The sequence below is a fragment of the Clostridium sp. KLE 1755 genome (genome assembly GCF_000466465.2).
Taxonomy (GTDB): domain Bacteria; phylum Bacillota; class Clostridia; order Lachnospirales; family Lachnospiraceae; genus Eisenbergiella; species Eisenbergiella porci.
In genome coordinates this window covers 15,934-29,553 of sequence record NZ_KE992682.1, presented here as the reverse complement: position 1 = coordinate 29,553, position 13,620 = coordinate 15,934, and the positions used below count along the sequence as shown (strand labels likewise).

General features: G+C 47.1%; 11 protein-coding genes. 8 read left to right on the top strand and 3 right to left on the bottom strand.

The features are described from left to right. The first annotated feature begins 136 nt into the window (after window positions 1-136). From HMPREF1548_RS07725 to HMPREF1548_RS07700, 6 genes are all read left to right on the top strand, one after another. Complete coding sequence (locus HMPREF1548_RS07725; protein WP_021635382.1) at window positions 137-1,099, top strand: ABC transporter permease; 963 nt, start codon at window positions 137-139, stop codon at window positions 1,097-1,099. Window positions 1,100-1,117: 18 nt separating this feature from the next. Beyond that, entirely contained in the window at window positions 1,118-2,038 is a 921-nt protein-coding gene (locus HMPREF1548_RS07720) for a carbohydrate ABC transporter permease (RefSeq protein WP_044915847.1), read from the top strand. A 76-nt stretch (window positions 2,039-2,114) separates the two neighbouring features. Further along, window positions 2,115-3,773 carry a DUF3502 domain-containing protein gene (locus HMPREF1548_RS07715; protein WP_021635380.1) on the top strand — a complete coding sequence of 553 codons (1,659 nt, stop codon included), beginning with the start codon at window positions 2,115-2,117 and terminating at the stop codon, window positions 3,771-3,773. A gap of 214 nt (window positions 3,774-3,987) precedes the next feature. Further along, window positions 3,988-5,739, top strand: a complete 1,752-nt coding sequence (locus HMPREF1548_RS07710) for a glycoside hydrolase family 35 protein (protein ID WP_021635378.1) — start codon at window positions 3,988-3,990, stop codon at window positions 5,737-5,739. Between the two features lie 208 nt (window positions 5,740-5,947). Next, entirely contained in the window at window positions 5,948-6,982 is a 1,035-nt protein-coding gene (locus HMPREF1548_RS07705) for a LacI family DNA-binding transcriptional regulator (RefSeq protein ID WP_025490590.1), read from the top strand. Between the two features lie 71 nt (window positions 6,983-7,053). Next, window positions 7,054-7,977 carry an AraC family transcriptional regulator gene (locus HMPREF1548_RS07700; RefSeq protein ID WP_021635376.1) on the top strand — a complete coding sequence of 308 codons (924 nt, stop codon included), beginning with the start codon at window positions 7,054-7,056 and terminating at the stop codon, window positions 7,975-7,977. Between the two features lie 9 nt (window positions 7,978-7,986). Here HMPREF1548_RS07700 and HMPREF1548_RS07695 read toward each other — a convergent pair whose 3' ends face one another. Then, entirely contained in the window at window positions 7,987-8,595 is a 609-nt protein-coding gene (locus tag HMPREF1548_RS07695; RefSeq protein WP_035321545.1) for a hypothetical protein, read from the bottom strand. A 216-nt stretch (window positions 8,596-8,811) separates the two neighbouring features. Between HMPREF1548_RS07695 and HMPREF1548_RS07690 the strand changes: the two genes are divergently transcribed. Further along, window positions 8,812-9,306 (top strand): helix-turn-helix domain-containing protein, encoded by a 495-nt coding sequence (locus HMPREF1548_RS07690; protein WP_021635374.1) that lies wholly within the window; start codon window positions 8,812-8,814, stop codon window positions 9,304-9,306. Then, on the top strand, window positions 9,245-9,643 hold the full coding sequence (locus HMPREF1548_RS07685; protein ID WP_162162485.1) for a helix-turn-helix domain-containing protein: 399 nt from the start codon (window positions 9,245-9,247) through the stop codon (window positions 9,641-9,643). The genes HMPREF1548_RS07690 and HMPREF1548_RS07685 overlap by 62 nt, the downstream gene beginning before the upstream one ends. A 58-nt stretch (window positions 9,644-9,701) precedes the next feature. Here the strand turns inward: HMPREF1548_RS07685 and HMPREF1548_RS07680 are convergent, their stop codons facing one another. Both HMPREF1548_RS07680 and HMPREF1548_RS07675 read right to left on the bottom strand, forming a co-directional pair. Next, entirely contained in the window at window positions 9,702-11,090 is a 1,389-nt protein-coding gene (locus HMPREF1548_RS07680; protein ID WP_021635372.1) for an MATE family efflux transporter, read from the bottom strand. Between the two features lie 29 nt (window positions 11,091-11,119). After that, the gene (locus HMPREF1548_RS07675; protein ID WP_035321552.1) at window positions 11,120-13,519 is read right to left on the bottom strand and encodes a glycoside hydrolase family 2; all 2,400 of its coding nucleotides are present in this window, start codon (window positions 13,517-13,519) and stop codon (window positions 11,120-11,122) included. Window positions 13,520-13,620: the final 101 nt, after the last annotated feature.

Here is a 13,620-nt window from a genome sequence, read left to right as displayed (position 1 = left end):
TTTTTTTTTTTTTTTTTTTTGTGAAAAGTGTTGACGCGCGGAAAAAAGTTGCATATAATCTAGTTATGAAATGGGTTTCAAAATAATAGGCTCCGATTTTTGGGCAGTATTTTAGGAGCAACAGGAGGGAAAAAGAGTGAAAAAATCTAAAAAAAATGCAGCCGCAGTTAAGGCGGTAGGAAAGAAGAGAACTGTATGGCAGAATATCATACGTTACAGAGTCTTAATTCTGATGTGTCTTCCGGCAATTTTATTCTTTCTGGCATTTAACTACATTCCGCTGCCGGGTATCTATGTTGCCTTTGTTAATTACAATTATCGTGGAGGTATTTTTGGTAGTCCTTTTGTTGGACTGGACAATTTCAAGTTCCTGCAGACATCGGGTAAATTATTTGAATTAACCAGAAATACGGTTCTTTATAATCTGGCATTCATTATCCTGGGCAACCTGGTAGCAGTTTTCCTTGCTATCCTGTTGAATGAAATGAGGAGCAAATGGTTTAAGAAGGTTTCCCAGACAATGATGTTCCTGCCTTACTTTATTTCTCAGGTTCTTGTAGGTCTGCTCGTTTACAACATGCTCAACTACGACTACGGTTTTGTGAACTCTGTACTGAGCAGCCTGGGCATGGAGAAATGGGGACCCTACTCCAATCCTAAAGTTTGGCCGTTCCTCATTGTACTGGTAAATCTGTGGCAGAACACAGGATATAACTCGGTAGTATACTTCGCCGCAATCATGGGCATCGATGCTGAAATCATTGAGGCGGCCAGGGTAGATGGAGCAAATGCCTTCCAGAAAATCCGCTACATAATTATCCCTGGTTTACGTCCTACTATCGTAATCCTTCTCCTGTTTGCACTGGGCGGCATTGTAAGAGGCAACTTCGGTTTGTTCTACAACATAATCGGACAGAACTCCATCCTTTATCCGACCACCGACATTATTGAAACTTACGTATATCGTGCGACAATTACCGACTTTAATTTCTCTACCGCATCCGCAGTTGGTTTTTATCAGTCGATCATAGGATTTGCACTGGTTATGCTTTGTAACTTTGTGGTTAAGAAAATTGAACCGGATTATTCATTATTCTAATACGGGAGGAGAATTAGAATGTCAAACACGAACACGAAATCAATGAACGGGACGAAAATTAAATTGGATATTTCCGATAAGATTATTCGTACGTTAGGATACATATTAGTTACTATCTATGCAATTGCCTGTGTTTTTCCCTTTTTGATTATTCTGGGAACTTCATTTACCTCAGAAGCGATTGTGCGTGTGGAAGGGGTGCAGTTAATTCCCAAGGAATTTACCACCTATGCTTATGAACTTATTTTAAAAGCCGGAACAATCGGCGGATCTTATATCGTAACAATTTTAATGACGGTATGCGGTACGGCCGTTGGCTTAAGCATCATTGCCATGACGGGCTATGCGCTGCAGAGAAAGGATTTCCCTTACAGGAATGCTATTTCTTTCTACATTTATTTTACAAGCCTTTTCCAGGCGGGACTTGCACCCTATTACCTGGTAATGACACAGTTTTATCATCTGAAGGACAGCTATCTGGCAGTATTTCTTCCTCTGCTGATGTCACCCTGGCTGATTATCCTGATGAAGAACTTTGTTAAGGCAATCCCTCACGAAATCACCGAATCCGGCAAGATAGACGGCGCAGGCGATATGAGAATCTTCGTTTCCCTGATTCTTCCTATGCTGAAGCCGGCGTTGGCAACCATTGGTCTGTTCCTGGCATTGGGCTACTGGAACGAGTGGTATCAGTCTTCACTGTTCTTAAGCTCCAAGGTAACCTATAAGCCACTGCAGTACAATCTTTACGAAGTTGTAAATAAAGTACAGAGTCTGAAGAACTCTGTGGCCGGAACCTATGTAACCCTGACGGATCTTCCGTCCGAAACACTGAAAATGGCAACTGCAATGGTATCCTGCGGACCTATTATTTTCCTGTATCCGTTCGTTCAGAAGTATTTTATCGGCGGTATTACCGTAGGTGCAGTAAAGGGCTGATTTATTCAAGGTGACAATTCCACACAGAAGGAATTCACATATAAAAATTATTTAAATTTTAAGGGAGGATGTAAGCATGAGCAGACTCAGTAAAAAAATGATGGCACTCCTGTTAACCGGTGTCATGACAATGTCTCTTGCAGCGTGCGGAAGCAGCGGCAGCACAGAAACCGGAAGCAGCAGCGGCAGCACAACCACTCCGGCAGCTTCTACAGAAGCGTCAGAAGGAGGAAGCGAAGCGGCAGATGCAGAGGTGGATCCCAATAACCCGTATGCAGGAATCGATACCTCTGAGCATGTAACAATTACCTATATGACCGTAGGTGATGCCAAGACAAATGGTGAGCAGGAAGCGGCTCTGGCAGAAATCAATAAGATTCTGGAATCAGAAATCAATACCACGCTGGAAGTTTACAATATTGGATGGACAGACTATCTTTCCAACTACAACCTGACACTGGCACAGATGGACGGTAGTGTTGACCTGGTAGGTACAGGTACTGACTGGTTGGATGCATGGCCTAACGCACAGCAGGGCGCATTCCTTGAACTTTCTGAGGATATGCTGAAAACCTATGCACCTTTAACCTATGCGCAGGTTCCGGCAGAGAACTGGGATAAATGTAAATACAACGGAGAAATTTATTTCCTCCCTGAAGATCACTTTACTCAGTGGACCAACCATGGCTTTATGTACCGTATGGACTGGGCAAAAGAAGCAGGTCTGGAAAACGGCGTACATAGCTGGGAAGATCTGACAACCTACTTCAAGAGCGTTAAAGAGAAACATCCTGATGTCCTTCCTTGGGACAGTGACGGAACACACAACGTTCAGCTTGTAGGCGGATGGATGGCATCTCACACAGACTTCATCTCCATTGATGGTATCTGTGCAGGCGCATTATACGGAGGCCGCACCAATGATCCTTATACTCTCTGGTCTCCTTTCTATGAAGGCGATGAACTGGTAGAATTCGCTAAGATGATGAAGGAATGGGATACCCTCGGTGTTTGGAAGACAGACGTTCTGAACAATACCGGTGTTGATAACAGAGAAGAAATGTTACAGGGACAGACTTCCGTAGATCAGCACCATACAGAGACCTGGTATGGTACTGTAAGACCCAGAATGGACAAAGAACAGCCTGGTTCTGATGTTGGCTTCTTCTGGTTCGGCGAAGAAACTGGCAACCTGGTAGCTCTTAACATTACCCATGGCGCAATGGCTATTTCTGCAGCAAGCAAGAATCCTGAAAGAGCGCTGATGGTAGCTGATTATCTGAGAAACAATGAAGAAGTTTATCACCTGATCTGCTACGGCAGGGAAGGCGAGCAGTATGTTTATGATGAAGCAACAGGCACAAGACAGCAGCCTGAAGGCTATACAGATGAAGGAAAAGGTATTGCTTTCAACTACTGGTGGGGCAGAAACGACGATCTGGAAATCCCGGACGGCAAGAGAGACCTGGTAAGCTATGAAGCTCTGTGTGCGGAATATGATAAGGTAAAGATTGACTATCCTTATGGTAAACTGGTACCGGATCTGTCAGCTATCCAGTCCAATATCAATAACATCAATGAAATTCATGATAACTACATGAAGAAGATTTCTTATGGTAAATATGATGGCAGCGCAGAAGATATCGTTGCTGAATACAGAGCAGCATTACAGAGTGCAGGCTTTGAAACAGTTCTTGAAGAATTACAGAAACAGGTAGATGCGGTTTATAAGTAGGATATAAGATTTAATACCTGAAAAACTTTGCCGGCTGTATATCGGGTATGCAGCCGGCAAAATTTGTATCATCCCATCAATTATTCAGATAATATTTATTTTAATATACATATAATTAAAAATTTATGTATAATGGAGTGGAAAATTCAATAACCGATGTTATTCTCAGATAGATTGAAAAATATTGACTTTTGGAAAAGGAGTAGGAGAGGGAATGAAGGAGAGTATTTTTGAAATCAGGGATGATTTTTATTTGGACGGAAAAACGTTCAAAATCATATCGGGAGCTATTCATTATTTCAGAATTGTTCCTGAGTACTGGCGTGACAGACTGGAAAAACTGAAAGCAATGGGGGCTAATACAGTGGAAACCTATGTGCCCTGGAATATGCATGAGCCCCAAAAAGGACAGTTCAGGTTCGATGGTATGCTGGATATAAAAAAGTTTATCCTGCTTGCTCAGGAACTGGGGCTTTATGTCATCGTGCGCCCTTCTCCGTATATATGCGCGGAATGGGAGTTTGGCGGACTTCCGGCATGGCTGCTGAAAGAAGATGGGATGCGTCTGAGAGCCTGCTATGAGCCTTTTTTAAATGCTGTTCGTGAATATTACAAGGTGCTGTTCCCCGTGCTTACACCTCTTCAGATTACAAACGGCGGTCCAATAATACTGATGCAGGTGGAAAATGAATATGGCTACTACGGTGACGATACCAATTATATGGAAGCTATGAAACAGATTATGTTGGAAAATGGTGTAACGGTACCCCTTGTAACCTCTGATGGCCCCATGGATGAATCCCTTTCCTGCGGCAGGCTGCAGGGCGTGCTTCCCACCGGCAATTTCGGTTCAAAAACAGAGGAGCGCTTTGATGTGCTGAAAAAGTATACGGACGGCGGCCCTCTGATGTGTACGGAATTCTGGGTGGGGTGGTTTGATCATTGGGGCAATGGCGGCCATATGCGCGGTAATCTGGAAGAAAGTACGAAGGATCTGGACAGGATGCTGGAGCTGGGGCATGTGAACATTTACATGTTTGAAGGCGGAACCAACTTTGGTTTTATGAATGGCTCAAACTATTATGATGAACTGACGCCGGATGTTACCAGTTATGATTATGACGCAGTGCTTACGGAAGCCGGCGATTTCACCCTGAAATATGAAAAATACAGGGAAATCATCGGAAAACATACGCAGCTTCCGACAGTTGCTTTTACTACGGACATTAAAAAGAAGGATTATGGAATTCTGAAAGTACAGGAGAAGGTCGGATTGTTCCAGGTACTTGAAGATATTTCTGTTCCCGTAAAGAGTACTTTTCCGATTCCTATGGAAAAGCTGGATCAAAGCTACGGTTATATCCTTTACCATACAGCTTTGGAAAGAGAACAGAATCTGGAAAAAATCCGTCTATGGGGAGCGAATGACAGGGCGAATATATTTGTGGATAATAAACCGGTGATTACGTTATATGATAGAGAATTACTGGCAGAAGCCCAGGTAAATGTGGATTTTGAATCCGGAGCTCCACTGGATATCCTGATAGAAAATATGGGCCGTGTCAATTTCGGGCCTCGTATGGAGTATCAGAGAAAGGGAATTGAAGGTTGCGTACAGTTAAACGGGCATATGCATTATAACTGGGATATGTATACATTGCCTTTGGATAATCTGGATAAGCTTGATTTTACTAAGGGATATAAGGAAGGAACTCCGGGATTTTATCGTTTTACCTTTGAAGTGGAGGAAGCGGGAGATACATTTTTGGATTTTGCAGGCTGGGGAAAGGGTTGTGCATTCCTTAATGGTTTTAATTTGGGCCGGTTCTGGGAGATAGGGCCTCAGAAACGCCTCTATATACCAGCGCCGCTATTGAAAAAAGGAGTTAATGAAATTATTCTTTTTGAAACAGATGGCAGGGCTGCGGATGAAATCAGTCTGAAGGCCGAACCGGATGTAGGTTAGAAATTATAATGACACTCCACTCATGAGCTTATCCTAAATCGTACTGATTGGCCGTGAAAGTGCAAATTTTGTATAAAATTTGCACAAAACCGATTTTTGGTAAAAAAAGATTGGTTTATTCCGCGGTATGTATTATAATAAAATATAATGATACCGGTTTCATTGACATAGTTACTATATGCGGGGGAAGAAGCGGGGGAGGCGTGTTATGGAAAAAGAGACTATAAGTATCTATACAATTGCAAAGGAAGCGGGGGTATCCCCCGCTACGGTTTCCAGAGTCCTGACAGGGAACGCGAAGGTAAGCGAGGATAAGAAATCCAAAGTTCAGGCATTAATACGTAAATACGATTTCAGGCCCAATGCTTTGGCCAGGGGATTAAGCAGTGTGGAAACCAAAATTATCGGCCTGATGGTTTCTGATATCAGAAATCCTTTCTATGCTACGATGGCTGTGGAATGTGAAAAGGAGGCCAATAAGAATGGGTATCTGCTTATGTTGTGTAATTCCCTGGGAAGTAATGAGATGGAAGTATCTTATTTGGAAAAGTTTTCAGGACAAAGGGTGGATGCGATTATTCAAATTGGAGGAAAAGTTGATGAACTGGTATCGGATACCAGATATGTGGAGAATATCAATCGAATTGCCAATACAACACCGGTTTTGATTACTGGAAAACTGGATGGTGCTGACTGTTATCAGGTGAATCTTGATGAAGGTCAGTCCATGGAACTTATGATGCAATTTCTGATTGAAAACGGTCACAGGGATATTGCGTTGATTGGCGGCCGTGATAATGTAAAATCAACTTTGGATAAGCGTCTTCGTTACCGCCAGATACTGCGTAAATACGGGATTCCTGTGCGCGAAGAATATATTGTGGATGGTATCAGTTATGACATAGAAAGTGGGAATGCAGCAATGTATCACTTTATCCGGGAAGATCATCCCATGCCCAGCGCGATTATCGCTATCAATGACTTTACGGCTGTGGGGATTGTCCGCGCGCTGCGGGAGCAGGGCTACAGCATTCCGGATGATATCTCCGTGGTGAGCTTTGATAATACTTATATTGCAGAGACCTGTATGCCAAGGCTGACCTGTGTCGGCTACGATTATAAGCTGTTCGGGAAGACTCTGATCGAAACAGCCATACAGGCTATCCACAATGAGGAGCCGCCGCGGGTACAGATGGTGAAATCCAGGCTGGTGATTCGGGATTCCTGCAAGCAGGTGCGTTAAGTATTGGATTTCCGGTTCCGGGCTGGCCGGCGGTATGCCTGGAGGGGTGAGAGGAAGGGAGACAGCAGGGAATGTTTTACCGGATGAATCCCCGGATTCTGCCATCGGTCAGGCTGGCGGATTCGGTGGTGATTGAACCGCCTTACGTGCACCGGAGAAGAAAGGCGGACGAATACATAGTTTATCTCATTAAGAAGGGCGTCATGTATCTGGAGGAGGACGGACGGGCGGTTACCCTTCAGCCGGGGGATGTATTTGTACTGGATCCCCGGTTTACGCATGTGGGAGTGAAAGCCTCCTGGTGCGAGTATTTTTACGTACATTTCAGGCATCCTGAAATAGAACCCTTTGAAGAAGAAAAGGGATTCCAGAAGCTTCTGCTGGAGAACAGGCAGGAGTCGATCCAGAGTGATATTTTCAGCTATGAAAAGTGCGAAGGCCAGAGCCTGTATCTTCCGAAGCATTACCATATGGCTGATTACAGCAGTCTTGTTAAGGTGACGGAGCTTTTGAATGAGGCGGTGGAAAATAACACGACACAGCTGGAGAATTATAAAACCATGCTGGCCTGTAAGATACTGGAGGCTTTTGTGGAAATTGGCAGAAGCTATGTATCCACGGAGACGGTTGCCTATGTGGAGGAGCAGCCCCGCTCCTACCGGAATGTACAGGAAATGCTGAATTACCTGAACAGGGAATATGCCGGGGATATCACGGGTCAGCTTCTGGAAAAGGAATTCGGCGGCAATTTTGATTATATGAACCGTACCTTTAAGAAGGTGACGGGGCAGACGATTTTCAGGTATCTGAACCGGGTGCGGATCAACCATGCCAAGGCGCTGATCCTCAATTCCCCCTGGAAAATGTCCAAAATCGGGGAAAGCGTTGGATTCCCGGATGAATACTATTTCAGCAGGGTTTTTAAAAAGTATACAGGAAAATCGCCCACAGAATATGCCAGGGAAGGCCTGAACGGGAGAAAAAGCGGGAAATGACAGAATGCGTCATTTCCCGTTTTTGATTCCGTTGGCACAGCTTATGGCCAGCAAATGAAATTCCAGACAGCGGTTATCCCTGTAAAATTTTTTCATAAGCTGGGAGAGCGGATGGCCCTCCAGGCCGCCGCCCGGATCATGATGGTGCAGGTATTTCTGGAACTGTGCCGTATTATTGTGCGGCAGATGGAGAAAATAAGGCTCCGTATTCTGAAAAACAGCGTCACAGAGAAGACATATGAGAAGCTGCTGCTCTCTTTTGGTCACAATACGTTCCGACTGGTAAAGCACCTTCCCGGAAGGGGAGAGGAAACGGATGATGTAAAAGCCCAGGCCCCGCAGGGCCGGCCCGGCCGACGGGGAGGGAAAGCCGCGGGGAGACGGGAAGCCTATGGATTCATAGGCCTCCAGCCAGATGGAGCGGCCGGTTTTCAGCCGGCAGCAAAAGGCGATGTTCTGGGCAAAATTTTCTGTCTCCGAGCCATCAAATTCCACACCCATTTCAGTCATAAAGCAGATGGGATCGTATTCCGCCACTTCCCAGCTAATCGTCCCTTTCCGGGTGCGTTCCGTAAGCGCGGCCAGCAGCCTGCGGATTTCTACCGATTCAAATTCCATGATTTTTCCTTTCATCGGAGAAAAAAGATCCCCGTTTATTATGTTATGTAAATTTGTAAGCAGCGCGCATCTATATAAGCATTCCCGGAAAACAATCTTTTATTACGGATTAAATAATTATACTATAATAATAAATTAATTATATAGTTTATTATAATATACTATATCTAAGGTTACAATGAGTCATATAAGACGTAATGCAGGAGGCTGGTCTTGGTGACGGTGAATACGAAAGCGCTTGGTGAAAGAATAAAAGCAGCAAGAAACAGGATGGAAATTGGTCAGGAAAAGCTGGCGTCATTGGCTGTGGTGGAACCGTCCCGCATATCGAATTTGGAGTCGGGAAATGAGAGGCCCAGCCTGGCTGTTTTATGCAGTATTTCCAAGGCTCTTTCTGTCCGGAATGATGAGCTTCTGTGTGACAGTGTATTGAAATCCGGCAGAGTGTTCAGATGGGAAATAATGGATACGCTGGAGGACTGCAGTGCTAACGAACAGCGTCAGCTGCTTTATATTTTAAAATGGTATAAAGCAACGCTGCGGATGGACGAGGACTATACGGAAGCTATAAAGCTGTTGGAGAGGAAGAAATGGAATGGGAAGAAGGAAAGGGGAAAAGAAGCAGCTGACGCAGGCGGAGAAGAAAGAGATGGGAAAACGGATCAAGATAGCCAGAATCAGGGCGGACATGACTCAGGAAATGCTGGCTGATGCAGTCGGTATTGTTCCGGTATATGTCAGCCGGATTGAATCAGGACTCGGAAATCCCAGTCTGGAGATCATTGTAAATATAGCCAATGCGCTGTATGTATCTGTGGATGAACTTCTCTATGACGAGCCTGACAGAAAGGAACCCCAGCTGCCGGGAGGATATATAGAGCTGCTTAAGGATTGCGATGAGTATGAGACCAGAATTCTCTCTTACGTATTGAAAATGAGTAAGAAAACGCTGAGGGACAGTTCAGATTTCAGAAAAATGATAGAAGAAATGGAATCTAAGAAAATTAAAGGTAAACAAAGAAAAATACAAAAGAAGCCTCTGCCGTAATGGAAAACGACAGAGGCTTTTTAATATCAATATGCCTGATCCGGTTACGCCGATTCGGTTATACCTTCCGCAGCGTCCAACGCCGCGACCGCCAGCGGAAGAAGAAGGTGATTCCACGGAACAGTTCATCCATCATGAAGGCAATCCAGCAGCCTGTCAACCCCAGTCCCAGCCGGATTCCCAGAATATAGGAAAAGAGGATGCTCATGGTCCAGCAGGAAATAATGGAAACGATCATGGAGAATATCACATCCCCGGCGCCGCGCAGGGAGTTATCCTCGATATGGTTGAAGGCCCTGCCGATTTCCACAAAAATATCGATAAACAGGATGGGACGTGCCAGAGCCATGATTTCCGCACTGTCTGTAAACAGGCCCATCAACGGTCCGCCGAAAAGGAAAATCAGGGTGGAGCCGGCGGCGTTTAACAGAACGGCAATGCGCAGGTTCTGCATGTTCAGCCGGTAAGCCTTATCATATTCCCCTGCTCCGGTCATCCAGCCGATAATGAGGGAGGTCGCCATGCCAAGGGACATACCGATCACATAGACATAAAAGAATATGGTGGACAGGTATATTTTGGTAGAGATGGCCGCCGTCCCCAGAACCGCGAGGATGGAGGTGGATACCACCTGGGAAGTGGAATAGGAAAGTGAGCTGATTCCGCCGGGAAGACCGATATGCAGGATATTTCCGATGCATTTCAGTGTTTTCAGGTTCTTTTTACGGAAGTTTAGCTCCAGGGAGCTTCTCAGCAGGCATACCACAATCAGTACAAAGGCAGCTCCGCGGCTGATTACGTTGGTAATCGCAATGCCGCTGACCCCATGAAGCGGAGTTTCAAACGGCCGGAAAATAACGATTACATTCAGCACGGCGTTCAGGAAATTCATGAACAGTGATACCCAGACCGCTATTTTCGGCAGGCCGTAGCTCCGGAAGATGGCGGAAATGGAAGATATCAGCGCCTGGAAAAAGGAGAAGGAGATGCAGATCCGGAAATAAACCGCCGCATCCTCCAGCACCTGGCCGCTTAACTGCATCATTTCCATCAGCCTGTGGGCAAAGAGGGAAAGCACGGTCCCCACCACGAGGCTGAGCGCCAGCCCGCAGAATATGGAGGTGAAGGCGGCGTCCGAAGCCGCCTCCTTCTGCTTTGCCCCCAGCCGGTGGCTGATAAAAATGCTGGCGCCGGTGCTGATAACCGTATAAAAGGTAAATATCATGCCCATCAGCTGGTTGGCTGCGCCTACGGATGCCACGGCCTCATCGGAATAGTGGCTGAGCACCAGCGTGTTGACGGTTCCCATGGAGTTGGTAAGCAGCATTTCCACAAAGAAGGGGAGAAACACCGATACCAGCGTTAGCGTCCCCTGAGGCGTTTCAATCCGGCTCAGGGATTTGTCATACAATTGAAAGATCTTTTTTTGCCCGGTCAAAGTATCCATATTCTGTCATTTCCTCGATTCCGTCAGCTTCAGGCATTTTCTTCTATAATAAGTGTTTCTTCGGGCAGGTTTTCCGCGTGGGCGCGCAGAGTGATGGCCCCGTCCCCCGTGCGGCGTATGTAAGCGATGAGGCGGCCTTCGTGTGCCCTTCTGGAAGAATCGGAATAAGGCGTGTTGTCAGCCAGGTCACCGTTTTCCAGCCCCAGGAGAACGCCGCTGCCGGTAACCTGCGCCTCTACAAGGCAGTCCGCATTGCCGATACGGCATCCCTCGCTGTCAGCAACCGTGATCTCCACCTGATAAACAGGGTGAAGGCCATCCGCGTTTTCTACTTTTTCCCGTGCGGAGCGCCAGCGGGAAAGCAGCAGCTTCGCCGCATCCCCTGTGGTATGAAGGGTAAAGCTTACACAGCCTTCACTGGAGGCTGCGGAAAGCTTCCCTGCCACGGCCTTCAGTTCGCCTGGCTCATAATCCACGATCCATTCCATGCAGCCGTCCCCGTCCAGTTCCTTCCGGGCGCCCAGGGATTTCCCGTTCAGGAAAAGCTCCGCTTCAGGCTGGTTGGTGAACAGGCGGACCAGAACCTTATCGCCGGATTCATAGTTCCAGGATTCATATAAAGGCATCCATTCCTCGTGGTTTCCTTCGTATTTTACCGTGGCAAGATATACCATGGGACTTTCTGACCAGAAGGACTTTCTGCGGTAATAGCGTGCTTTTGGGAAGCCGGCAAGCGTCAGGAGCCCGGCGGAGGAGCCGTGGATAGGCCAGCCGTGCGCTTCTCCCAGGTAATCGATGCCGGTCCAGAGGAACTGGCCGCTGATATAATCGTTATCCCTTACAGCCTTCCAGGCCTGATAGCTGTGTCCGTTTTCACTGCCCAGGAAAGGCAGGGTGGGAAAACGGCGGTGATCCTCTTCATACAGATGCTCCTTATAGTTGTAGCCCACCACATCCAGCGCGTCGAAATAATGCAGCCTGGAGGAAAGCTCCGGGAATGCTGCGGCCAGCGTTACCGGGCGTGTGGAATCGTACTGTCTTACAATGCCGGCCAGCTCTGCCGCGATGGGCGAAAGCCGTTCCATGTTCGGCTTATCAGGATTGTACATCCGCTCCGCGGCGGGCTTATTTTTGTCATTGTTGCCCGTCATTTCTCCAAATAAAGGATGGCAGTAGGGATCATTGGGGTAGTCGATTTCATTTCCGATGCTCCACATGATAATGGAAGGATGGTTCCTGTCCCTTAAAACCATGGCCGCCAGATCCTTTTCATGCCATTCCGGGAAATCCTCAAAGTAACCCTGATGCTTGGGCGGGTATACATTATGTCCTGTGGACCATTTGTTTTTCGGGTTTTCCCACTCGTCGAAGGCCTCATCCATCATCAGGAAGCCCATTTCATCACACAGATCGTACAGCTCCGGCATATGGGGATTATGGCTGGTGCGGATGGCGTCGCAGCCCATTTCCTTCAGCGCGGTCAGTCTGCGCTCCCAGACTTCTTTTGTCATGGCGGCTCCCAGGCAGCCTCCGTCATGGTGGACGCAGACGCCCTTCAGCTTCCGGTTTTTCCCGTTCAGGAAAAATCCCTTATCCGCATCAAAACGGAAGGTACGGATGCCCACTTTACCTGAAAATACTTCGTAGCCCTCTTCCCCGTTTACGGAGAGCACCGTATTGAGGCGGTACAGATAAGGGGATTCCGGGGACCAGAGGCTGGGGTGTTTCACACATCCGTTTAAAGCGATGGTCTTTTTCTCTCCCGGGGCAAACTCCGCACAGGAAGATACCTCCAGCACTTTTTTCCCCTCTGCGTCCCAAAGGGAGCTGATCAGGGAAACGCTGGCCTTATCAGTCCCCTCGTTCACGATTTCATGGGAAACCTCCACCTGGGCTGATTTTCCGTCGTCACCATAAAGCGTGGAAAAGAAGATCCCGTTCTGTACGGGATGCACCGCCTCTTCCACAAGGACGCACACCTTCCGTGTGATGCCGGTTCCCGTAAACCATCTGGAATCCGCCACATCCGTGTGGGTTACCTTAACGCTTACCTCATTGTCCATATCCCCGAAAAAGGCCTTTTCGCTGATGTCATAAGCAAAAGGGACATAGCCGTTGGGACGTTTTCCCAGGTAATAGCTGTTGCACCATACCTGGCTGTTTTTATATACTCCGTCGAACAGCAGTGAGATTTTCTTCCCCCGGTATTCCTCCGGCAGTGTAAAACGAACCCGGTACCAGCCGGTCCCGCCTGCCAGGTATCCCGTACCGCTGGAATATTCCTGGCTGAAGGGCTGTTCCACCGACCAGTCGTGGGGAATTACCACGTCGCGCCAGCTGCTGTCATCATAACCCTTATACCAGGCGTCTTCCGCCTCGCCAAGGTGAAATTTCCAATTTTCTTCAAGCCTCATCGTCAAACTGTCCATATATCTGTCCTCCGTTTTTTTCATGCCCGTCCGCTGTTGATAACTGGCAGCTGCCTTTCTGCGGCCAGGCCTTATTCCCGCGAGCAACGAGCCAAGTAGCC

Coding starts and splice junctions, on each gene's coding strand:
- HMPREF1548_RS07710 (WP_021635378.1), top strand. CDS start 3,988: ATGAAGGAGAGTATTTTTGAAATCAGGGATGATTTTTATTTGGACGGA.
- HMPREF1548_RS07695 (WP_035321545.1), bottom strand. CDS start 8,595: ATGGAATTTGAATCGGTAGAAATCCGCAGGCTGCTGGCCGCGCTTACG.
- HMPREF1548_RS07705 (WP_025490590.1), top strand. CDS start 5,948: ATGGAAAAAGAGACTATAAGTATCTATACAATTGCAAAGGAAGCGGGG.
- HMPREF1548_RS07675 (WP_035321552.1), bottom strand. CDS start 13,519: ATGGACAGTTTGACGATGAGGCTTGAAGAAAATTGGAAATTTCACCTT.
- HMPREF1548_RS07700 (WP_021635376.1), top strand. CDS start 7,054: ATGTTTTACCGGATGAATCCCCGGATTCTGCCATCGGTCAGGCTGGCG.
- HMPREF1548_RS07685 (WP_162162485.1), top strand. CDS start 9,245: ATGGGAAAACGGATCAAGATAGCCAGAATCAGGGCGGACATGACTCAG.
- HMPREF1548_RS07720 (WP_044915847.1), top strand. CDS start 1,118: ATGTCAAACACGAACACGAAATCAATGAACGGGACGAAAATTAAATTG.
- HMPREF1548_RS07680 (WP_021635372.1), bottom strand. CDS start 11,090: ATGGATACTTTGACCGGGCAAAAAAAGATCTTTCAATTGTATGACAAA.
- HMPREF1548_RS07715 (WP_021635380.1), top strand. CDS start 2,115: ATGAGCAGACTCAGTAAAAAAATGATGGCACTCCTGTTAACCGGTGTC.